This is a genomic window from Thalassospira sp. Z349TD_5, from assembly GCF_056173045.1.
In genome coordinates, this window is sequence record NZ_CM149654.1 from 2,777,886 (window position 1) to 2,794,881 (window position 16,996).

The window sequence follows — 16,996 nt, forward strand, 5'->3', positions numbered from 1 at the left end:
AACCCAACTCAAAATACTCAAGAGAACGACCGATAAAATGCTCCAAATTACCGACCTGACCTATCGCATCGGCGGCCGTGTCATTCTTGACCAGGTTTCCATGACCATTGCTGACGGACATAAGGTCGGCCTGATTGGACGCAACGGTGCGGGCAAATCCACCCTGCTGAAACTGATTTCCGGCGAGCTGGCGACCGATGGCGGCGATGTCCGCCTGTCCAAGCGGGCCCGCATGGGTGTTGTCTCGCAAGAAGCCCCCGCCGGCAGCCGTTCCCTGCTTGAAACTGTTCTGGCTGCGGACACCGAACGGGCATCCCTTCTCGAAGAAGCCGAAACCACCACCGATCCCAACCGCATTGCCGAGGTTCACACCCGCCTTGCCGATATTGATGCGCACACCGCCGAAGCACGCGCCGCATCGATCCTTTCGGGTCTTGGTTTTGATGGCGATGCCCAGAAACGCGCCTGCGATGATTTCTCGGGCGGCTGGCGGATGCGTGTGGCTCTGGCCGCGACCCTGTTCCTTGGCCCTGACCTTTTGCTGCTTGATGAGCCGACCAACCACCTTGATCTTGAAGCCACCATCTGGCTTGAAAACTATCTGATCAATTATCCCGGCACCATCATCCTGATCAGTCACGACCGCGACCTTCTGAACCGGGTGGTCAAAACCATCGCCCATCTGCATGACGGCACCGTGACCCTTTATGGCGGCAACTACGACAAGTTTGCCAAGACCCGGCGTGAACAGCTTGAACTCGCATCCAAGCATTACGACAAACAAATCGCCCAGCAAAAGCACCTGCAATCGTTCATCGACCGCTTCCGTGCCAAGGCCAGTAAAGCCAAACAGGCACAAAGCCGCGTGAAAATGCTTGAAAAAATGGGCCCGGCGATCCCGGTGGTCGAAGACCGCGGCATTTCGTTTGACTTCCCAAGCCCCAAGGAACTGCCACCACCCCTGATCAACATTCACGAGGGCGATGTTGGCTACTCCGAAGGCAAACCGGTCTTGCGCAACATCAGCCTGCGCATCGATATGGATGACCGCATCGCGCTTCTGGGTGCGAACGGGAATGGTAAATCGACACTGGCAAAGCTTCTGGCTGACCGTCTTGAACTGATGTCGGGTGAAAAGGCTTCATCGAACAAACTGCGCATCGGGTATTTTGCACAGCACCAAACCGATGAGCTGCGCGGCGATGAAACCCCGTATCAGCACATGGCATCCCTGATGCCTGACGTGATCGAACACAAAGTCCGCGCCCAGCTCGGCCGCTTTGCATTTGAAGGCCAGAAAGGCGACACCAAGGTCAAGGACCTTTCGGGTGGCGAAAAGGCACGTTTGCTGTTTGCGCTGATGACCCTTGATGCCCCGCATATGCTGATCCTCGATGAGCCGACCAACCACCTTGATATCGACAGCCGCGATGCGCTGAACCACGCGCTCAACGCCTACGAAGGTGCGGTCATCATCATCAGCCACGATCCCTATTTGATCGAAGCCTGTGCTGATCGTCTTGTTCTGGTCGCCGATGGCACGGTCACGAGCTTTGACGGCGACGTTGCCGAATATCGTCAGTATCTGCTGGACCGTGCCCGCATGGAACGCCGTGCCAATAAAAACGGCGGCGATGATGCCAACGGCAATGGGAATGGCGGCAAGGACGCCAAACGCGACCGTAAGGCCGAACGCCAAAAGGCGGCGGAAAAACGCAAAATCGCTGCCCCGGTCAAACGCGAAGTGCAAAAGCTCGAATCCGATATGGAAAAGCTGACCGCACGCAAGGCAAAGATCGAACTCGATATGGCCGATCAGACGCTTTACGAAGACGCCAATGCCGACAAGCTTGCCAAAATCCGTCAGGAACTGGCCAAGCTCGAAAGCGATCTGGCTCAAATCGAAACCAAATGGATGGCCAAGCAGGAAGAATATGACGCCATGGTCGCCTGACCCGGCATCTTCATCCCTGCATTGACCCCACATAAAAAACACAGGCTGGAGATTTCCAGCCTGTGTTTTTTATTCTGTTCCCCGGTCAGGCAAAGCCCCCTACCCGGCAAGTCGCATGGGTTCAGACCCTAGCCCGATTTACGGATGCGCTTTTGCTTGTACATTTTGTCATCGGCCAGCCCAAGCAACGCAACGGTTTCGGTTGAATCTTCCGGGAACATCGCAACACCGATACTCGCCCCGACCGAAATGCTCAACGCCCCCATCTCCATCGGGCGCTGTACTGATGCCGAGATTTTCTGCGCGACCCACTCGGCCTCTTCCTTGTTTTTGACGTCATCGGCAATGACGGCAAATTCATCCCCGCCAAGTCGGGCGATGGTATCCCCGTGGCGCACGGTATTTTTAATCCGCTCGCCAACCTTGCGCAGCACCTGATCGCCGACCTCATGACCATATCGGTCGTTGATCGGTTTGAACCCGTCCAGATCAATATACAAAAGCGCAATCGAATGACCTTCGGTTTCGGAATGGCCACAGGCAACTTCAAGCCGATCTTCAAACAGCAACCGGTTCGGCAAGCCAGTCAGCGCATCATGGTTGGCCTGACGCCAAAGCTCCTGCGCGTTTTCCATATGGCGTGAAATATCAAGCCCCATCTCAACGAAATTGACTTCGCTGTCGCCCGGATCGGTGATCGCGCTGATCACGACATTGGAATAGAAGAAATCACCGCTTTTGCGGCGGTTGCGCACTTCCCCTTCCCAAATGCCGTTGGCCCGTGCCGCCATCAGGATTTCGTCAAGCTGCTCGGTGTCTTCGCGCTCGGCCCGTAGGAACGACAACGGTTTGCCAATCGCCTCATTGGGCAGATATCCGGTCATCGCGGTAAAGCCCGGATTGACCTTGGCAATGATCCCGTCCTGATCGGCAACCACCACGCTGTTTTTCGATGCGCGCAACACCTGTTCGGACAGGCGCGCATCAAAGCTCGCGACCAGTTGACGCTGCCGCGTCCAGGCATATGCCGCACTGCCAAGCGCAATCAACAACATAAAGGCCACGGTCACAATGATCAGCGTCCCGCGTTCGGGCCACAACAGTGCACTGAGCGTATCACTTGGCAAATAGGTGCCGACATACAGGTTCAACCGACTGTCGGTTTCGCCCTCCCCGCCAAAGATGATCGACAACGCGCGGGATGCATTGCGCGCCAGAAACAGATCAGACGCATCAAGAAGCTGCACCGAATAAAATCCGGTGTCGGTTTCAAAACTTTGCAGGCCAACACGCATGTTTTCCCATGCATTGGGGAACCGGTCGGCAAAAACCCGCGCCGTCCCCGTCAGGTCCTTAGCCCAGTTTTCACCATTCTGCCCGCCAAGGATCCAGTTTCCGTCGCGATCCAGAACAAACGGTTTCGCCCCCTCAAGTGCCAGCGGCGCGATCACCTCATCCAGGATCGGGGCGGCACGCAAATTCAGGACAACCACCCCCTGACGGTCACCAAAATGATCAAACACCGGGGCCGACAACCGGATCACCGGCTTGATCGGCTTTTCGATCTCGCCAAATTCCTCGTTCAGGTCAATGCCGGAAATATAAACCGTGCCGCGCGGTGCGTTCTGCGCAAGATTGAAATACGGACGGCTTGCCTTGTTCTGAAGATCCCGGCCGGGAACGGCATAGGGAATGCCACTGCCGTAATTGACCCGCACCGTTTCATCGCCATCATTGTCCAGATAACGGATCTGGTCATAGATGCCCCGGCGCAGCGTAAACAGCTTATACTCGTCGGCAAGCTGCTCAAAACTCGCCCGCCCTTCAAGAACCGCCGCAAGATGCGTGCTTTCCGACAGGATCAACAGATCGGAAACAACGATATCAATCCGTTCCTGCAAGCTTGATATCGACTTATCGAGCGCGAACCGCTGGTCATCGGCAATCGACTTTTCACGCACAGACGTGCCATCCCACGCCAACAAGCCGACAAGAAGAAGAAACACCGCGCTTAACGGCGCAAAACACACCAGAAACGACTTGATATGTCCAAGATTGATCATCGCTCATCCTGTCGATGGTTATGGGACAGTCTGCCAAACAGACATCCTGCACAGTCGGGCAAGCCCCTAATGCGCAAGAATAGTTTGGCTATATCATACCCAAAATCCCAAAGACACAACACACAACACGACCCGCCAAACAAAAAAGAACTTAAAAACACTTCAATTTCAACAGCTAGGCGTATCCTTATGTTTCTGGAATGATTTGAAGGTAAGGACCTAGATATAGGTAATTTCCATGCAGATTACGACATCTGCTGACGGCATAATGCCATTCAGATACCGCCCGCCTCCTGCAAACCGCTTTTCTCCTTAAAATAAGTGCCGGGGTACAATACTTCACCAATGCAACTTGTGGTTTTTATTCGAAATGAAGTTTGATAGTCTCCGGGCATGAGCACACCAGATAAACCCAAGCTGCTTTCAAGTGGAAATCCGCAAATCCCCAAGGGCGACGGCAACGAACCTGTCCAAGCCTATATTAGCGCCATGCCGGAATGGAAAGCAGACATCGGACGCCGCATCGACGATATCGTCGAACAGGTATTTCCCGATGTACGCAAGGCCGTCAAATGGAACACGCCACTTTATGGCAAGGATGACGGCTGGTTTCTGGCAATGTATTGCTACAAGAAATACGTCCAGATCACCTTCATGCAGGGCACATCCCTGACCCCTGTTCCCCCGGTAAGTTCAAAAACCCAAGGCACCCGCTATCTCAACATCCACGAGGATGATGCCCTTGACGAATCCCAACTCACCGACTGGATCAAACAGGCCATCGGGCTGCCCGGTGTAAAGCTGTAAGTCGGAAAAACCGCGCGGATACGACGTCATCATCATTGATAACTGGACCGCAGAGCATACAAAAACCCGCACCTGATAGAGAAAGCTGGATGATCGAAAGTTTTCGGGACAAAAAGTTGGCGATCATTCCATCCGAATAAATCGCCAATGGCGGCTGATCTTTTGCTGGAATGGTGCCAAAGGCGAAGCCACCAACCTTTACCTCGACAATCACAGCGACCGGTGAGCCCCCATGACCATGACAGCAAGAAAACCCGTCAGCGTCGGTGAAATGCTTACCGCCGAGTTCATGGAACCGATGGCACTGACCCAGACCGCATTGGCCAACACCATGGGCGTCCCGCGCAAACATGTGAATGAACTGTGCAACAACCGTCGCCGGATTACCGCCGATACCGCCCTGATTCTCGCCCGCATCTTTGGCAACAGCGCTGAGTTCTGGATCAACCTCCAAACCCGCAATGAACTGCGGGACGCCTGAACATCCCTGATCGCCGCGAACGGATTGAGCGCGCCCGCCCGGTCATCTCTCCGGTCGCCGCATAACACCCCCTTCCTGCCTGCCTGAAAATCCGGGATTTAAGTACTGCTCCTGACACAATCCTGTCAGGAGCGTTGGTTTATCCATCACAAACCAACAACCCATGATTAACTCACAGGATTTTTTCATTCAATACTTAACCCAATGGTTAAGTATCAAGACGCCGAATTAAACGACATATTCTCAGCCCTCGCCGATCCGACGCGCCGGGCACTTCTGGCCCGGCTCGAAGGCGAAGACGCCCTGTCCATCAGCGCGCTGGCCCAGCCGTTTGAGGTGTCGCTGCCTGCGGTGATGAAACATTTGAATGTTCTGTCCGATGCCGGGTTGATCACGCGTGAAAAAACCGGGCGCACGGTCAGCATCCGCCTTCAGGCCGAACCGATGGCCCACGCCATGCAATGGCTGTCGCGCTATGAACATTTCTGGACAGAACGCCTCGACCGGCTTGCCGCCTTTGTCGAAGCCGCCTCGGATGCCGAGACCACGTCTGAACCGGCTAAATCGGCGCCTTCGGCCAAGTCGGCCAAGTCGCCCCATCCAAACGCATCAAAGGCCCCGTAATGGAACGACAAAAACCAAGCCTGACGATCCGGCGTCGCATTGCCGCCCCACCCGCAACAGTTTTTGCCGCATGGACCGATGGGCAAAAACTTGCGCAATGGTGGTCGCCCCATGACTGCGAAATGATGGATGCCCATCTTGATGTCCGGGTCGGCGGCGGTTTTCGCATCCGGTTCAAGGAACCCGGACAGGACGGCGAAATTCACGATGTCAGCGGCACCTATGACATCGTCGAAACCGATCAAAAACTATCCTTTAGCTGGCACTGGATCACCACGCCCGAACGCACATCGTACGTCACACTGACCCTGTCACCCGATGCAAACGGCACCGCAACCATCCTTGTCCTGCATCATGAACAGTTCGCCGATCAGGCCGCCCGCGACGGCCACCAAAACGGCTGGAACAGCACATTGGACAAACTCGAAACCTTTTGCGCCAAGGAGCAATAACCCCCTTGACCTCAACCACGGTTAAGGCCTGAGCATCACCGCGAATTAAGACCGCATAGCGTACTGGACACCGATGCCGCCCCATGAACTTGCGCGATTGGCCCCAATCCATCGCGCCACAACGCCACCACAAGAAACTTTAGGAACCACAAGACATGAGCGCCCCCCAAACCAACACCAACCAAACCACCCCCGGCCAACCCGGAGCCAAGGCCACCAGCAAGGAATGGATCGGCCTTCTGGTGCTGACCCTGCCCTGCCTTCTGATTGCCATGGACATGACGGTTCTGCATCTTGCCGTGCCCCATCTGACCGCAAGCCTCAACCCGACCAGCGACCAGTTGCTGTGGATTGTCGATATCTATGGCTTTTTCATCGCCGGATCGCTGATCACCATGGGCACCCTTGGCGACCGGATCGGACGGCGCAAACTCCTGATGATTGGCGGTGGCTGCTTTGGCGCGGCCTCCGTACTTGCCGCCTTTTCCGATACGCCGGAAATGCTGATTTTCGCCCGGGGTGTGCTTGGCGTTGCCGGGGCGACGCTGATGCCTTCTACCCTGTCGCTGATCCGCAACATGTTTCACAATGACAAGGAACGCTCCTTTGCCATTGCCGCATGGATGACCACATTCATGGTCGGCACGGCGGCCGGGCCGCTTCTGGGCGGTGTGGTGCTGAGCTACTTCTGGTGGGGGGCGGTGTTTTTGCTCAACGTGCCGGTGATGGCGCTGTTGTTGCTGGTCGCCCCGATCCTGCTGCCCGAACATAAAGCCGAACGCTTTGGCCGGCTTGACCTGTTCAGTGCCGCCCTGTCGCTGTGCTCGGTTCTTGCGATCATTTACGGGGTTAAGGTTTTTGCCGCTTATGGCTTTGGCATTGATGCGCTTGCCGCCCTTTTGCTCGGTCTGTTTGGCGCGTGGGTGTTCTTTCGCCGTCAACGCAAACTTGCCGATCCGTTGCTTGATCTTGATCTGCTCAAACAAAAAACCATCGCGTTGCCGATTGTCATTCAGACTGCGGTGATCTTTGCCGGGATGGCCTATTTCATGTTCCTGTCCCAGGCTCTGCAACTTGTCATCGGCCTGACACCCATTCAGGCCGGGCTTTCAATGTTGCCCGCCACCCTCGCAGGGATTGTCGGCTCGATGGGGGCCCCGGTTCTGATGGGCCGCTATAAACCCGGACAGGTGATGACCGCCGCCCTGATCCTGACCGGGATTGGCTTTGGCATGTTGTCGTGGCCCGGCAGTGTCGTCAGTCTTTACGTCCTGATTGCCGGTGCGACGATCTTTTCGCTCGGCATTACCCCGGTTGCGATGATCTGTACCGATATGGTGGTGGCCTCTGCCCCGGCGGACCGGGCCGGATCGGCGGCGGCCATGTCTGAAACCAGTGCCGAGCTTGGCGGCGCGCTTGGCATTGCCGTTCTGGGCAGTGTCGGCACCGCGATCTATCGCGATGTCATGGTCAACGCCGTGCCATCGGGCATTGATCCCACGGCGGCGGAGGCCATTCGCAGCACACTGGGCGGGGCGGTCAATGCGCTGACCAATCTACCACTGGCCCTGTCATCCGATATCTTGCCCATCGCCCGTGCCGCCTTTACCGACGGGCTTCAGGTGATTTCAATCATCTGCACCATTCTGATGGTTTTATCGGCCATTGGCACCCTGATTGCCCTGCGCGATGCCCGCTGTGAGACCAATGATGCCAATGACACCGGTGACCGCAATGACGATGACGGCACAAACGGCGATGCCGTGATCGATCCGGCCTTAAAACAGGCTGTCTCGGCCACGGGATCCGTGAAGTAACCCCGATAAGCGCGCCCGACATCCAAGCGGATGAAAGGCGTTTCTTCCCTGCCGTTCGCGCCTCAACCGGGGCGCGGCACCCGCCGCCCCGACGGCCAAAACGAACACTTGGAACAGCCCAAACGACATGGCTTTACCGCCCCTTGGATCAACGCCGCCGCCCGACCAGACCAGTTTTCCAGACCAATTTGGAGGATACAATGAAACGTCCAGAAATCGTCTCCCGCGCGCAATGGCTTAACGCCCGCAAAACGTTACTCGCCCGCGAAAAGGAACACATGCGCGCCTACGACCGCCTGTGCGAAGAACGCCGGGCTTTGCCGTGGGTCAAGGTCAACAAGGACTATGTTTTTGACACGCCCGATGGCCAAAAATCGCTGGCCGATCTGTTTGACGGGCGCCGCCAGCTCATTGTCTATCACTTCATGTTCGGGCCGGGCTGGAAAGAAGGCTGCGTTGGTTGTTCCTTCCTTGCCGATCATTTTGACGGCGCCAACCTGCATCTCAAACATCATGATGTGTCGCTGGTTGTTGTCTCGCGCGCCCCGCTCGCCGAATTTCAGCCGTTCCAAAAACGCATGAACTGGGGTTTCCCGTGGGTTTCATCGGCCGGATCGGACTTCAATTACGATTTCGATGCATCCTTCCGCCCCGATGACGTCAAGGCGGGTACGGCGACCTATAACTTCCGGCCCTATACCGGCAAGATGGAAGACCTGCACGGCGAAAGCGTCTTTGTCCGCGATCCCGACACCGGCGAGATTTTCCACACCTATTCCAGCTACGCCCGTGCCGGGGATGCCCTGATCGGTGCGCACACATTCCTCGACATGACCCCGTTTGGTCGCAACGAGGACGGGGTGATGAGTTGGGTGAAGCTGCATGATTTGTATGAGGATTACAAATCAGCTGATTCCTGCTGTCACTAAACCCGACAAATGCAAATCGCCCGCGCGCCTGATTTAGGCGGCGGGCGATTCACTTTTTTTGAATAATAGCTTGGATTATTCAGAAATTTTGAATACCGGAAGCACCGAACCTTCGTATTTGGTTTCGATGAATTCGCGGATGCTGTCATCGTGATACAACTCAACCAGGGTCTTGACCCAAGGTTTGTCTTTATCCTGCGTGCGGGTGACAATCACGTTGGCATACGGGCTGTCATTGCCTTCGATCACGATCGAATCCTTGACCGGATTCAAACCGGCTTCCAGCGCATAGTTGGTGTTGATCGCCGAGGCATCCAGATCGGTCAACGACCGCGGAAGCTGCGCAGCGTCCAGCTCTATGAACTTGATATTCTTGGGGTTTTCAATGACATCAAGCGGGCTGACAACCAAGCCTGCATCCGGATCAACCTTGATCAGGCCTTGGGACTGCAGCACCAGAAGCGCACGGCCACCATTGGTCGGATCGTTCGGAATACCGATTTCCGCACCGTCTTTAAGCTCATCAAGGCTTTTGATTTTGTCTGAATAAATGCCCATCGGGGTCAGGATGTTATAGCCGACCACCGCAAGGTCATAGCCACGGTCCTTGATCTGGTTATCCAGATACGGTTTGTGCTGGAAACTGTTGGCATCCAGATCGCCATCATCAAGTGCCTGGTTCGGAATAACATAATCCGAGAAGCTGATGATTTCGATGTCCAAACCCTTGGTGGCTGCGACTTTGGCGACTTGTTCCATGACTTCTTCATGGGCACCCGGGGTCACTGCGACCTTGATTTTTTCATTGGCGATTGCCTGCCCGGTCAGGGCGGCAGTCAGAACGGCGGCAGCCGTCAGTTTAAGTAGAAACCGCATGATAAAGCTCCTTGGTTGCTTTGTTTTCTTTGGTGTTTTGCGGGAATTCGAAAAATCGAATGTGGGGCATCAATTCTGTATTTTGCGATCAGATGTTGCGTTTATCGGCCTTGCGCGCCAAACGGTCGCCAAACATCTGCACCGCCTGAACCACGACAATCAGGGTCACCACCACCAGCGCCATCACATCGGGACGGAACCGTTGATAACCATAGCGAATGCCAAGATCACCAAGCCCGCCAGCACCCACCGCACCGACCATGGCCGAATAGCCAATCAGGGTCACCGCCGTCAGGGTCAGACCATGAATAATCCCCGGCAATGCTTCGGGCAGCAGCACCTTGGCCACCACCTGTAACGGGCGTGCGCCCATGGCTTGGGCCGCCTCCGTCAGTCCGCCATCCACTTCGCGGATGGCCCCTTCGATGATGCGGGCAATAAACGGAATTGCCGCCACGGTCAGGGGTACGATGGCCGCAGACGTTCCGATCGATGTGCCGACAATCAGCCGGGTAAACGGAATGATCGCAACCGCCAGAATGATGAATGGAACCGAGCGGGTCGCATTGACAATCGGGCCGATAAGCTTTTGAAACAGCGGTGCTTCAAGCAGCTCACCGCGCCCAGAGGTCGCCAGCAATACGCCAAGCGGCAAGCCAAGGGCGGTCGCCAGAAACAGCGACACGCCGACCATATAAAGGGTTTCCCAAGTCGCCTGAAGCAGGATTGGTGCGAGTGTTGTTAGCATGGCTTAGCCCTCCTGCCCGTCAGATATCGTGGCGGATGCGTCTGCATCCGTAGCAGCATCGGTACCGGCCCGAAATTCCATAAACTCATCGGCCAAAAGCGACTGGGTTGTCGCATGCACCGGATTGGCAAAGATGCTACTCACAGTGCCTTCTTCGACAATCACGCCGCGATCCATCACCGCCACCCGGTCACACAGCGCCTTAACCACCGCCATTTCATGGGTGATCACCACCATGGTCAGGCCAAGGCGTTTGTTGATGTCTTTCAGCAGCGTCAGGATTTGACGGGTGGTTTCCGGATCAAGCGCGGATGTGACTTCGTCACACAGCAAAACCTTGGGGTTGGATGACAAAGCGCGTGCAATACCGACACGCTGTTTCTGCCCACCGGATAATTCGGCGGGATAGCGATCACGTTTGTCATCAAGCCCAACAAGGGGCAACAGTGGATCAACGGCGGCGGCAATTTCAGCCTTGCTGGCACTGGCCAGTTCAAGCGGCAATGCGATGTTGCCATAGACCGTGCGCGACGACAGAAGGTTAAAGTGCTGAAACACCATGCCAAGCTGGCGGCGGAACAACGGCAAGTCACGCTTGGAAAGTGTGGTGACTTCTGCACCATCGACAATCACGGAGCCAGAAGTCGGCCGTTCGAGAAGGTTGATGCAGCGGATCAGAGTTGATTTCCCGGCACCTGATCTGCCAATCACGCCGACAATCTCGCCCGCCGCAATATCAAGATCAATGCCGCGCAATGCCGCATGCGCATCGTTGCCGCGTCGGGCAGGATATGTTTTCTGAACGTTCGAGAGCCTGATCATCGGTCTCAACCTTTTCCGTACATACAAAAAAACCGCCGCGGCGAAACCGAGGCGGTCGTACATACGGAGCATATACGCCCTCTCGCTTTAGCCGCATTTTTATCGCGCCCGCAAGCTGAGGAGCAAATCGGCGCGTTCGATACGACTGGTATAATTGACTAAACCGGGTTCATCAACAGTTATCAGCATGCATTTCACGCATGTCTTTTATGATATCGAAATATACAACACAAATTTACGTGTTGAATTCCCGACCAAAACAGAGGATAGCTGATTTTAGCTTTCGGCCTTTTTTTCCCACGCACCTTGCGGGGTTTGCTGCCAATAAGACAGCTTGTGGCCTGCGTCTTTCCAGTCTTTCCAGCGCGTGCGGGCTTCTGCCACTGCGTCATGATCGCGGTCATCAAACAGCATGATGACCCGTTCATAATCAGCGATTTTTTCACTGACCGCCCGGTCGGTCAGAAACAGGAACTGGGCACCATTGGGGTTTTCATCCTCAGACGTTAGCCAGACGGGTTGCATTTCCGGATCGCCATCCGATTTCGCCCCATGGGGCAACCAGCTTGCCGCATCATAGGTCCAAAGCAGGGTGTTGATGGCATCAACCCGTTGCTCAATCCCGGTCATCACCACAGCACGTTTTTCCCGCTCCAGCGTTTTGGACAGCAGGGTCGGGAGTGCGCGTTCCAGCGGCATGCTGGTGAGATGATAGAACCAGATATCAGCCATAAGGCGTTTCTATCCCGAAGACGAAAACGGGGCAAGGTGATCATCACCCTGCCCCGTCGATTATTCTGTGCTTTAGCCTGAACCATCAGGCGCGCCGTTTAAGCTTCGTAGTTATCAGCAACAAAGCGATCAAGCAGACGCACGCCAAAGCCAGTCGCCCCTTTTGGTGTGACTTCCTTGTCGGATGTCGACCACGCGGTTGCGGCAATATCAAGATGCGCCCACGGGCGATCCTTGGTGATAAAGCGTTTGAGGAACTGGGCCGCGGTGATCGAACCCGCCGCACGGCCGCCAACGTTTTTCATATCGGCAATGTCAGATTTAATCTGCTTGTCATAGCCAGCCCCCAGTGGCAAACGCCAAACGGTTTCATCAACCGACAGCCCCGCCGTGGTGATTTGCTGCGACAGGTCATCATTGTTGGAAAACAGACCGGCATTTTCATGACCAAGGGCAATGATCACAGCCCCCGTCAGGGTCGCCAGATCGACGATCAAACGCGGATCGTGTTTTTCCTGAACGTATGTCAGGGCATCACACAGAACCAAGCGGCCTTCGGCGTCGGTATTGATGACTTCAATGGTCTGACCCGACATTGAAGTCACAACATCGCCCGGACGCTGTGCGGTTGAGGATGGCATATTTTCAACAAGGCCGATAACCCCGACCACGTTGCATTTCGCCTTACGCCCGGCCAGTGCCTTCATCAGGCCGGACACAACACCGGCCCCGCCCATGTCAAACTTCATGTCCTCCATGCCAGCCGCCGGTTTGATCGAAATCCCGCCGGTATCAAAGGTCACACCCTTGCCAACAAAGGCGACGGGGGCGTCTTTTTTCTTGCCACCGTTCCAGCGCATGACAACCATATAAGGCTTTTGGGCCGAGCCCATGGCAACGCCCAAAAGCGCGCCCATGCCAAGCTTCTTCATTTCCTTTTCGTCGAGCACGTCAATCTCGACACCGAGCTTTTCCAGCGCGCTGACTTCTTTCATGAAGCTTTCCGGATACAGCACATTGGCCGGTTCGGACACCAGATCGCGGGTGAAGAACACGCCTTCGACAACCTTTTTGGCGCTATCGAACTGTTTTTTGGCGTCCTTGTGATCGCGCGCCGCAATCGACAGGCTCTTAAGAACCGGCTTGTCGTCCTTGGTTTCGGTGGTGCGGTATTTATCAAACCGATAGTCGCGCAGCATGGCACCGGTTGCGAAATCACAGGCCAGACCATCCATATCAAACAGAACCGACAGGTCTTTCTCCCCGGTCGAAATCGCACGGGTGGTCACCGTGCCACCAAGTTTCTGGGCGGCGATCACGTCAAACTCGGCTTCCTTGCCAATCCCGAAAACAATCACGCGCGACAGATCAACATTGGCCGGGGCCAGAATCTGCAGGCTTTGGCCGGACTTGCCCTTAAAGGTCGAAGATTTGATCGCCTTGGTGATTGTACCGCCCATGGCTTCATCAAGGGCAACCGCACTTGGCATCAAGTCGGCACCTTCGGTGGCAAAAGCGATGACCGCACCGCTGGTCGGAAGGGCAAGATCGGAAAACGTGATCTTCATGGTGAACAGGACTCCTGTCATGTTTCGGGGCACACAGCCCTTTTCAAAAGCAGCTGTGTTGTTGAAATACTGCCCTTAATCTAGCGCGTTAAACGGCGATGAAAAGGTTTATCGTTGAAAAAGCTGCGTGATTTCACGCAATAGCAATGGTTTGATCGATAAAAACATTACCGATGCCGATTGCGCAACATCAAGGACGCCCCTTACAAAGGCGCTATTATGACGCATTCCAGCTTTTTGGAGCCTGCATCATGAATGCCAAAACTGCCCCCGTTTCAATCCGTGAACCCGCCGCGCAACCCCATCCATTCTGGAGCGGTGCGTTTCGCCCGCTTTTCCTGTGCGCGGGCGTTCTTGCCATTGTTGCCGTTGTCTGGTGGGTTGCCGGGTTTGTCCATGGCGTCCCGACACCGATCCTTGGCACCGCATCCTTCTGGCACGCCCATGAGATGATTTTTGGCTTTGGCGGGGCGGCAATTGGCGGGTTCCTGTTAACCGCGATTGCCAACTGGACCGGTCGCCCGGCAATTTCCGGACCGATGTTAATGGGCCTTACATTTTCGTGGGTTTTGGGGCGGGTCGTGATTGGCTTTGGCGAAAGCCTGCCTGCTGCGTTGGTGATCCTTGGCGCCATTGCCTATTTTGTCTTTCTGATCGCCCTTGGCCTACGGGAACTTATGGCCGCGCGTAATTTCAAAAACCTGCGGGTTTTGGCCGTCATTGGTGTGATTGCGCTGTTTGATGGATTGTTCACCGCGGCCTGCCTTGATGTCCTCGCCCTTGATGCGGTGATGCTCTATCAAACCGCCATTCTGACGATCATTTTGTTGATATCGCTGATTGGCGGGCGGGTGATCCCGGCCTTTACCCGCAACTGGATGGCCCGCGATAATATCGACGCACTGATGCCCAAAATGTTTAACCGGTTTGATATGCTCTGCCTTGCCAGTGTCGCCATCAGCATCATCGCCGGGATTATTGATCCGGCGGGCATGGCATTTGGTTCTGCCCTGCTGCTTGCGGCAGTCCTTCATGGCGTGCGATTGATCCGCTGGCGCGGCATTCATAGCTGGCGTGAGCCAATTGTCGCCATGCTGCATCTGGGCTATTTCTGGGTCCCGGTAGGGCTTGCCCTTCTGGGCGCGTCCATCCTCTGGCCTGATGCCATCACAAGCCGCGATGCCCTGCACGGGCTGACCGGCGGGGCGATTGCCTGCATGATCATTGCCATTGCTGGCCGTGCGGCCCTTGGCCATACCGGACGGGAGGTGCGCGCAGGTGTTTTGCTGAATGCTGCCTTTGCCCTGATCTGGGTTTCAACCGTGTTTCGGGTTGTCGCGGGTCAAAGTGATGGCCATTACATCACCCTGCTGGCGATTGCCACCTTGATGTGGATTGGCGGCTGGCTGGCGTTTTTGATTGGCTATGGGCCGGTTCTGATCGGGCCATCGCAGAAGAAAACACGCGGCATTCCGGTACGCTAAACGCGTTAGGTGAAATCAAACAGCGACATCGACGGGTTGGATTTGATGTATTCAACTTCGCCACCATCTTCATCCCCGGTGCTGATCCAGCCGTGCATTTCGTAAAAACCATGTGCACGGTTTTTGGGGTCGGCCCCGGTAGTCAGCGATATGTCGTCGCAGCCCTGTTCAAACAGCCAGTCCTCGGCCATGCGCAACAATGCAGCCCCCACCCCGCGCCCTTCAAAATCGGGATCAACAAACAGTGCCCATAATGTCAACTCAGCCGGGATGGCGATGGCAAAACCCGCCGCCGAGCCATCAAGATCAGCAATCCAAATGCCGTAGCCGTCCGTCAACCATTTGCCAAAGGCCGTTTTGGTGATGCCGCGTTCGGCAAGCTGGCTGGCCGACAGGTGGTTTTCGTGCACGCGGCTTCGGATGGCGAAAATTGCCCCGACATCGCCGGTCCGTGCTTTGCGAATTTTCAGTCCGGCCATGTGTTTTATCCCAATACGTCCTTAACCGGCGGCACTTTAGCCAAGCAGGCGCAATGCACCAGAAAAAACGTCATTGCGCGGGCGATTTAAGCCGTACCGGCAATCGTTTTGGCCCCCATGTACCCGGTTTGGGTGCAAACACGCCCCCGCAGTGGGTCCCGCAGCTTTGACATGCGCCGTTCGGATCAAGGTTCCAGTCCGATAATTGATACCAGTCCCGGCCAATCAGAAGATCGCCACAGCCATGGCAATAGGTGCTTGATGCCGACTTGTCATGCACATTGCCAACATACGCATAACGGATGCCGTTTTTGATCGCGATGTCGCGCGCCCGGATCAGGGTTTGGGCCGGGGTGCGCGGATGATCCATCATTTTCCAGTCGGGGTGAAAGGCGGTGAAATGCATTGGCACATCGGGGCCAAGTTCATCCCGCACCCAGTTGGTCATGGCATCAAACTCGCCGTCCCCGTCATTCTCGCCGGGGATGACAAGGTTGGTCAGTTCAAACCACACCCCGGTTTCCTGTTTGAGGTATTTCAGCGTTTCAAGAACATCACTCAGGTGGGCCGAGCAGAGTTTGTGATAGAAATCTTCGGTAAAGCCCTTAAGATCGACATTGGCCGCGTCCATATGGCGAAAGAATTCCTCGCGCGCCTTATCGCCGATATAACCCGCAGTGACCGCCACGGTGCGCACGCCTAGGTCGCGGCAGGCTTGGGCGACATCAATCGCATATTCAAGGAAAATCACCGGGTCGTTATAGGTAAAGGCCACCGCCGAACAGCCATGATCCTTGGCGGTTTGCGCGATCATTTCCGGTGTCGCCAGCGAGGATAGCTTATCCATCTGACGCGCCTTGGAAATCTCGTGATTCTGGCAGAACTTACAGGTCAGGTTACAACCCGCCGTGCCAAACGACAGGATCGGGGTGCCGGGCAAAAAATGGTTGAGCGGTTTCTTTTCAATCGGATCAATGCAAAAGCCCGAGGATCGGCCCCAGGTGGTCAAAACCATCTGATCGCCTTGGCGCGCACGGACAAAGCAAAGGCCCCGCTGCCCGTCATTCAGCTTGCAAAAGCGCGGGCAGACATCGCACTGAATCCGGCCATCCTCAAGATGGTGCCAGTAGCGTCCGGGGACATCGAGCTGTGCCATACCC

The 16,996-nt window shown here is 55.6% G+C and carries 16 protein-coding genes and 1 pseudogene; 9 read left to right on the forward strand and 8 right to left on the reverse strand.

Translation table 11 applies throughout. The features are described 5' to 3' along the window. Positions 1-37: 37 nt before the first annotated feature. Complete coding sequence (locus AC0VXT_RS12785; RefSeq protein WP_475545748.1) at positions 38-1,954, forward strand: ABC-F family ATP-binding cassette domain-containing protein; 1,917 nt, start codon at positions 38-40, stop codon at positions 1,952-1,954. A gap of 128 nt (positions 1,955-2,082) precedes the next feature. Here AC0VXT_RS12785 and AC0VXT_RS12790 read toward each other — a convergent pair whose 3' ends face one another. After that, complete coding sequence (locus AC0VXT_RS12790; protein WP_475545749.1) at positions 2,083-4,017, reverse strand: diguanylate cyclase domain-containing protein; 1,935 nt, start codon at positions 4,015-4,017, stop codon at positions 2,083-2,085. A 393-nt stretch (positions 4,018-4,410) separates the two neighbouring features. Here AC0VXT_RS12790 and AC0VXT_RS12795 point away from each other — a divergent pair, with 393 nt between their 5' ends. The 7 genes from AC0VXT_RS12795 (at position 4,411) to AC0VXT_RS12825 (ending at position 9,127) form a co-directional block, all read left to right on the forward strand. Further along, positions 4,411-4,824 carry a DUF1801 domain-containing protein gene (locus AC0VXT_RS12795; protein ID WP_475545750.1) on the forward strand — a complete coding sequence of 138 codons (414 nt, stop codon included), beginning with the start codon at positions 4,411-4,413 and terminating at the stop codon, positions 4,822-4,824. Positions 4,825-4,960: 136 nt separating this feature from the next. Then, positions 4,961-5,050 carry a hypothetical protein gene (locus AC0VXT_RS12800; RefSeq protein WP_475548583.1) on the forward strand — a complete coding sequence of 30 codons (90 nt, stop codon included), beginning with the start codon at positions 4,961-4,963 and terminating at the stop codon, positions 5,048-5,050. 6 nt (positions 5,051-5,056) lie between these two features. Next, positions 5,057-5,305: a HigA family addiction module antitoxin gene (locus tag AC0VXT_RS12805; protein WP_475545751.1), complete on the forward strand. Its 249-nt coding sequence runs from the start codon at positions 5,057-5,059 to the stop codon at positions 5,303-5,305. 204 nt (positions 5,306-5,509) lie between these two features. Beyond that, complete coding sequence (locus AC0VXT_RS12810; RefSeq protein WP_475545752.1) at positions 5,510-5,929, forward strand: ArsR/SmtB family transcription factor; 420 nt, start codon at positions 5,510-5,512, stop codon at positions 5,927-5,929. Then, positions 5,929-6,381, forward strand: coding sequence for an SRPBCC family protein (locus AC0VXT_RS12815; protein WP_475545753.1), 453 nt, complete (start codon positions 5,929-5,931; stop codon positions 6,379-6,381). The genes AC0VXT_RS12810 and AC0VXT_RS12815 overlap by 1 nt, the downstream gene beginning before the upstream one ends. Before the next feature lie 155 nt (positions 6,382-6,536). Then, entirely contained in the window at positions 6,537-8,198 is a 1,662-nt protein-coding gene (locus AC0VXT_RS12820) for an MFS transporter (RefSeq protein WP_475545754.1), read from the forward strand. Positions 8,199-8,398: 200 nt separating this feature from the next. Then, positions 8,399-9,127 carry a DUF899 domain-containing protein gene (locus AC0VXT_RS12825; RefSeq protein ID WP_475545755.1) on the forward strand — a complete coding sequence of 243 codons (729 nt, stop codon included), beginning with the start codon at positions 8,399-8,401 and terminating at the stop codon, positions 9,125-9,127. A gap of 75 nt (positions 9,128-9,202) precedes the next feature. On the opposite strand, the gene AC0VXT_RS12830 is transcribed toward AC0VXT_RS12825, so the two are convergent. The 5 genes and pseudogenes from AC0VXT_RS12830 to AC0VXT_RS12850 form a co-directional block, all read right to left on the reverse strand. Further along, entirely contained in the window at positions 9,203-10,003 is an 801-nt protein-coding gene (locus AC0VXT_RS12830; RefSeq protein WP_475545756.1) for a MetQ/NlpA family ABC transporter substrate-binding protein, read from the reverse strand. A gap of 88 nt (positions 10,004-10,091) precedes the next feature. Next, positions 10,092-10,751, reverse strand: coding sequence for a methionine ABC transporter permease (locus tag AC0VXT_RS12835; protein WP_475545757.1), 660 nt, complete (start codon positions 10,749-10,751; stop codon positions 10,092-10,094). A gap of 93 nt (positions 10,752-10,844) precedes the next feature. Further along, positions 10,845-11,573, reverse strand: a pseudogene (locus AC0VXT_RS12840) (methionine ABC transporter ATP-binding protein); the annotation flags it as partial. A gap of 276 nt (positions 11,574-11,849) precedes the next feature. Next, positions 11,850-12,305: a DNA polymerase III subunit chi gene (locus AC0VXT_RS12845; RefSeq protein ID WP_475545758.1), complete on the reverse strand. Its 456-nt coding sequence runs from the start codon at positions 12,303-12,305 to the stop codon at positions 11,850-11,852. Between the two features lie 98 nt (positions 12,306-12,403). Then, complete coding sequence (locus AC0VXT_RS12850) at positions 12,404-13,873, reverse strand: leucyl aminopeptidase (RefSeq protein ID WP_412775863.1); 1,470 nt, start codon at positions 13,871-13,873, stop codon at positions 12,404-12,406. 251 nt (positions 13,874-14,124) lie between these two features. Here AC0VXT_RS12850 and AC0VXT_RS12855 point away from each other — a divergent pair, with 251 nt between their 5' ends. Beyond that, a complete protein-coding gene (locus AC0VXT_RS12855; protein ID WP_475545759.1) occupies positions 14,125-15,357 on the forward strand; it encodes an NnrS family protein in 1,233 nt (410 codons plus the stop codon). Positions 15,358-15,362: 5 nt separating this feature from the next. On the opposite strand, the gene AC0VXT_RS12860 is transcribed toward AC0VXT_RS12855, so the two are convergent. Together AC0VXT_RS12860 and amrS are read right to left on the reverse strand one after the other, a co-directional pair. After that, entirely contained in the window at positions 15,363-15,836 is a 474-nt protein-coding gene (locus AC0VXT_RS12860) for a GNAT family N-acetyltransferase (protein ID WP_475545760.1), read from the reverse strand. 70 nt (positions 15,837-15,906) lie between these two features. Further along, positions 15,907-16,992, reverse strand: coding sequence for an AmmeMemoRadiSam system radical SAM enzyme (gene amrS / locus AC0VXT_RS12865; RefSeq protein ID WP_475545761.1), 1,086 nt, complete (start codon positions 16,990-16,992; stop codon positions 15,907-15,909). Between the last annotated feature and the right edge of the window lie 4 nt (positions 16,993-16,996).

Excerpts from the sequence above, each read along its gene's own strand:
- AC0VXT_RS12785 (WP_475545748.1), top strand. The coding sequence starts at position 38 with ATGCTCCAAATTACCGACCTGACCTATCGCATCGGCGGCCGTGTCATT.
- AC0VXT_RS12790 (WP_475545749.1), bottom strand. The coding sequence starts at position 4,017 with ATGATCAATCTTGGACATATCAAGTCGTTTCTGGTGTGTTTTGCGCCG.
- AC0VXT_RS12795 (WP_475545750.1), top strand. The coding sequence starts at position 4,411 with ATGAGCACACCAGATAAACCCAAGCTGCTTTCAAGTGGAAATCCGCAA.
- AC0VXT_RS12805 (WP_475545751.1), top strand. The coding sequence starts at position 5,057 with ATGACCATGACAGCAAGAAAACCCGTCAGCGTCGGTGAAATGCTTACC.
- AC0VXT_RS12810 (WP_475545752.1), top strand. The coding sequence starts at position 5,510 with ATGGTTAAGTATCAAGACGCCGAATTAAACGACATATTCTCAGCCCTC.
- AC0VXT_RS12815 (WP_475545753.1), top strand. The coding sequence starts at position 5,929 with ATGGAACGACAAAAACCAAGCCTGACGATCCGGCGTCGCATTGCCGCC.
- AC0VXT_RS12820 (WP_475545754.1), top strand. The coding sequence starts at position 6,537 with ATGAGCGCCCCCCAAACCAACACCAACCAAACCACCCCCGGCCAACCC.
- AC0VXT_RS12825 (WP_475545755.1), top strand. The coding sequence starts at position 8,399 with ATGAAACGTCCAGAAATCGTCTCCCGCGCGCAATGGCTTAACGCCCGC.
- AC0VXT_RS12830 (WP_475545756.1), bottom strand. The coding sequence starts at position 10,003 with ATGCGGTTTCTACTTAAACTGACGGCTGCCGCCGTTCTGACTGCCGCC.
- AC0VXT_RS12835 (WP_475545757.1), bottom strand. The coding sequence starts at position 10,751 with ATGCTAACAACACTCGCACCAATCCTGCTTCAGGCGACTTGGGAAACC.
- AC0VXT_RS12845 (WP_475545758.1), bottom strand. The coding sequence starts at position 12,305 with ATGGCTGATATCTGGTTCTATCATCTCACCAGCATGCCGCTGGAACGC.
- AC0VXT_RS12850 (WP_412775863.1), bottom strand. The coding sequence starts at position 13,873 with ATGAAGATCACGTTTTCCGATCTTGCCCTTCCGACCAGCGGTGCGGTC.
- AC0VXT_RS12855 (WP_475545759.1), top strand. The coding sequence starts at position 14,125 with ATGAATGCCAAAACTGCCCCCGTTTCAATCCGTGAACCCGCCGCGCAA.
- AC0VXT_RS12860 (WP_475545760.1), bottom strand. The coding sequence starts at position 15,836 with ATGGCCGGACTGAAAATTCGCAAAGCACGGACCGGCGATGTCGGGGCA.
- amrS (WP_475545761.1), bottom strand. The coding sequence starts at position 16,992 with ATGGCACAGCTCGATGTCCCCGGACGCTACTGGCACCATCTTGAGGAT.